At 64.6% G+C, this 3,375-nt stretch carries 5 protein-coding genes; 1 reads left to right on the top strand and 4 read right to left on the bottom strand.

Annotated features, from left to right (window positions below; all coding sequences use genetic code 11):
• Positions 1–286, top strand: a 286-nt coding sequence (locus IC66_RS0134315) for an acyl-CoA-like ligand-binding transcription factor (protein WP_038950685.1), incomplete at its 5' end; no start/stop codon positions are given.
• 6 nt (positions 287–292) lie between these two features.
• On the opposite strand, the gene IC66_RS0134310 is transcribed toward IC66_RS0134315, so the two are convergent.
• The 4 genes from IC66_RS0134310 to IC66_RS0134295 form a co-directional block, all read right to left on the bottom strand.
• Entirely contained in the window at positions 293–1,117 is an 825-nt protein-coding gene (locus IC66_RS0134310; RefSeq protein ID WP_038950684.1) for an alpha/beta fold hydrolase, read from the bottom strand.
• 115 nt (positions 1,118–1,232) lie between these two features.
• Positions 1,233–1,742, bottom strand: a complete 510-nt coding sequence (locus tag IC66_RS0134305; RefSeq protein ID WP_038950683.1) for a hypothetical protein — start codon at positions 1,740–1,742, stop codon at positions 1,233–1,235.
• Positions 1,743–1,928: 186 nt separating this feature from the next.
• Positions 1,929–2,237: an EthD family reductase gene (locus tag IC66_RS0134300; RefSeq protein ID WP_026202518.1), complete on the bottom strand. Its 309-nt coding sequence runs from the start codon at positions 2,235–2,237 to the stop codon at positions 1,929–1,931.
• Between the two features lie 213 nt (positions 2,238–2,450).
• The coding region (locus IC66_RS0134295) for an NAD(P)/FAD-dependent oxidoreductase (protein WP_038950682.1) at positions 2,451–3,375 on the bottom strand (925 nt) is incomplete at its 5' end.

Raw genomic sequence — 3,375 nt, 5'->3', positions numbered from 1 at the left:
GCTCGATCCGGCGGAAGCCGCGGCCATGTCGCGGCTCAAGCGCGACAATCCCGCGCTGCAGGCGCGCGACCAGCTCAAATACGAGAAGCTCGAGCGCGCGCTGGCCGAGGGCCTCGCCCAGCGCGCACGAACCAAATCCGACCGGTTGCAGGCGCGGCTCGTCGCCATGATCGCCACCGGCGCGATGCGCGTCGGCGGCGAGAGCTGGATCGGCGAAGGCGCGCGTGAGCGGCCGGAAGCTTTCGTCAAGCGCACCTTCGATGCGATCAGGGCGATCTTGAAGTGAGGCGCCTCACTCCCTGAAGAACGCCAGCAGGTCCGCGTTGATGGTTTCGGCGTGCGTGGTCGGCATGCCGTGCGGGAAACCCTTGTAGGTTTTCAGGATGCCCTTCTTCAGAAGCTTGGCCGAGAGCGGCGCGGAATCGGCGTAGGGCACGATCTGGTCGTCGTCGCCGTGCATGACCAGAACCGGCACGTTGATCTTCTTCAGATCCTCGGTGAAGTCGGTCTGCGAGAACGCGACGATGCCGTCGTAATGGGCCTTGGCGCCGCCCATCATGCCCTGGCGCCACCAGTTCTGGATCACCGCTTCCGACGGCTTTGCGCCGGGACGGTTGTAGCCGTAGAACGGGCCGGCAGGGAGGTCGCGATAGAATTGCGTGCGGCTGGCCGCGAGCTGCTCCTGGAGATCGTCGAACACGCTCTTCGGCAGGCCGCCGGGATTGGCCGCGGTCTGCAGCATCAGCGGCGGCACCGCGGACAGGATCGCCGCCTTCGCCACCCGGCTCTCGCCGTGGCGCGCGATGTAGTGCACGACTTCGCCGCCGCCGGTGGAATGGCCGACATGGATGGCATTCTTGAGGTCGAGATGCGCGGTCACGGCCGCGAGGTCGTCGGCATAATGATCCATGTCGTGGCCGTCGGAAACCTGCGACGAGCGGCCATGGCCGCGGCGGTCATGGGCGATGACGCGATAGCCGTTGTTGACGAAGAAAATCATCTGCGCGTCCCAGTCGTCGGCCGACAACGGCCAACCATGGCTGAACACGATCGGCTGGCCACTGCCCCAATCCTTGTAGAAGATCTCGACGCCGTCCTTGGTGGTGATGGTGGGCATGGGGGGACTCCTTAAGTGGAACGTCATTCGCGGGGCACGCGAAGCGTGAACCCGGAATCTCGAGATTCCGGGTTCGATGCTTCGCATCGCCCCGGAATGACGAGGGGGAGACCGATCAGGCAAACGCCATCGGCTTGAAGCGGCGCCAGGCGCCGATGGTGAGCACGACGAAGAACACCAGCACGATGCCCTGCACCGCCGCGAACACGGGACCCGACGGCGGCGCCGGCGCCACGGCCGGCGCGAGCGCGGCAAGCGCCGGGACCTTGAGGAACGACTGGATCACCAGCACGAAGACGTTGAAATACAGCGAGATCATCGCGGTCACGACGTAGACCGGACGCCAGACGCCGGCGAGCTTCATACCGTACAGCGCGAAGCAGGCGATGGCGAGCAGCACCAGCGAGATGATGCCGATGATGTGCGAGGGCAGCAGCTTCTCGAACGGAAAAAGGAAGCCGGTGGCGCTGGTCAGGATCGTGAAAGCCAAGAAGATCGCGGTAAGGCCCGGCATCGACTTCGACCCGAGCAGGCCGAACATCACGACGAGGCCGGCGGCGATGGCGATCAGGCTGATGACGACATGGACCATCGTGAAGGCGGACAGGCTCAAGCCAAGGACCATGACATCTCTCCTACGCATCGAGGTCACGAGAGTAGTATTACGGTCCTCATGGGATTGCCACCTGCGTTGTCGTCACATGCATGTGCGAAGCCATGCGTCATCGTGCGAATCGACAAACGCATGGCTTATTTTTTTGCACCGCTGTCACAAACGACGGCAGATTTTCGACGAAAGTCGAATCGAGCCTCACACTTCCTTGGTGTCGAAGATCAAGAGGTCGGCGCCGCCGCTGGCGAATTTCGGCACGTCGGCGCCGGTGGCCTTGCCTTCCGGACTGCCGAAGGCCGCCTGGATGTCGCCCACGCTGTCGAAGGTGAGAATGGCAACGAGATGGATTCCGGAAGGACCTGCAGGAGATGCGACCGGCCCCTTGCTGACGGCGTATTTTTTCAGGCCGGGAAGTTTTTTGGCGAGCGGAATGTGCGTCTCGGCGTAGTACTTGTCGAAGGCGGCAGCATCCTTGGGTGTCTTGTAGAGCACGACGACTTCAGCCATTTAGTCCTCCCTTTTTTTAAACTGTTCTGTCAGATCCTCATGGTGAGGAGCGTGCGAAGCACGCGTCTCGAACCATGCAGGCCCAGATGCAGCCGGGCCTGCATCCTTCGAGACGCGCTGCGCGCGCTCCTCAGGATGAGGGAAGATAGTCACGCATGACGCGGCGCAATGGCAAGTCCCATTCGTCTTGCCATCTGCTTGTCTTCTGCTCGGCTAAAGCGCCGGTTTTGCGGCGTCGCCGAGATAGCCGTGCAGGGAGGCCACGACCTGGGCACCCTCGCCGATCGCGCCGCCGACGCGCTTGACCGAACCGGAGCGGACGTCGCCGACGGCATAGACGCCGGGCACGGAGGTCTCCAGCGGCGCCACCAGCCTGCCCTGGTTCTGCTCGGACTGCGCGCCCGTCACGACGAAGCCGCCACGATCGAGCGTCACGCCGCAGCCGTCGAGCCAGGCGGTGGCGGGATCGGCGCCGACGAACAGAAAGAGATTGCGGATGTCGGCAGAATCCTCGTCGTCGGACAGCCGGCTCTTCCAGCGGATGCGCCGCAGCAGCGCGGCCTCGTCGCCCTCGAGCGCTGATATCTCGGTGTTGAACATCAATTCGATGTTCGGGGTCGCTTCGATGCGCTCGATGAGATAGCGCGACATGCTGGCCCCCAGGCCGCCGCCGCGGATGATCATCAGCACTTTCTTGGCGTGCCCCGACAGGAACACGGCCGCCTGACCTGCCGAATTGCCGGCACCGACGAGGGCCACCTCCTCGCCGGCGCAGAGCCGCGCCTCGACCGGCGAGGCCCAGTACCAGACGCCGCGTCCCTCGAACTTGTCGAGGTTCGCGATCTCCGGCCGGCGATAGCGCGCACCGCTCGCAACCACGACCGCGCGCGAGCGCAGGGGATCGCAGCCGTCGAGCGCCACCGCGAATGCGCCGTCCTTGCGCGTGCAGTCGAGCGACTTCACCGTCACCGGAATCATGATGTCGGCGCCGAACTTCTGCGCCTGGGTGAACGCGCGCGCGGTCAGGGCCTGGCCCGAGATACCGGTCGGAAAGCCCAGATAATTTTCGATGCGCGCGCTGGCGCCGGCCTGGCCGCCGAAGGCACGGATGTCGAGCACCGCGACGGACAGCCCTTCG

Origin of the sequence: Bradyrhizobium genomosp. III (assembly GCF_000261705.1) — a bacterium.
Taxonomy (GTDB): Bacteria; Pseudomonadota; Alphaproteobacteria; order Rhizobiales; family Xanthobacteraceae; genus Bradyrhizobium; species Bradyrhizobium ottawaense.
The sequence above is the reverse complement of the archived record's forward strand: the minus strand, read 5'-3'. Positions and strand labels throughout refer to the sequence as shown.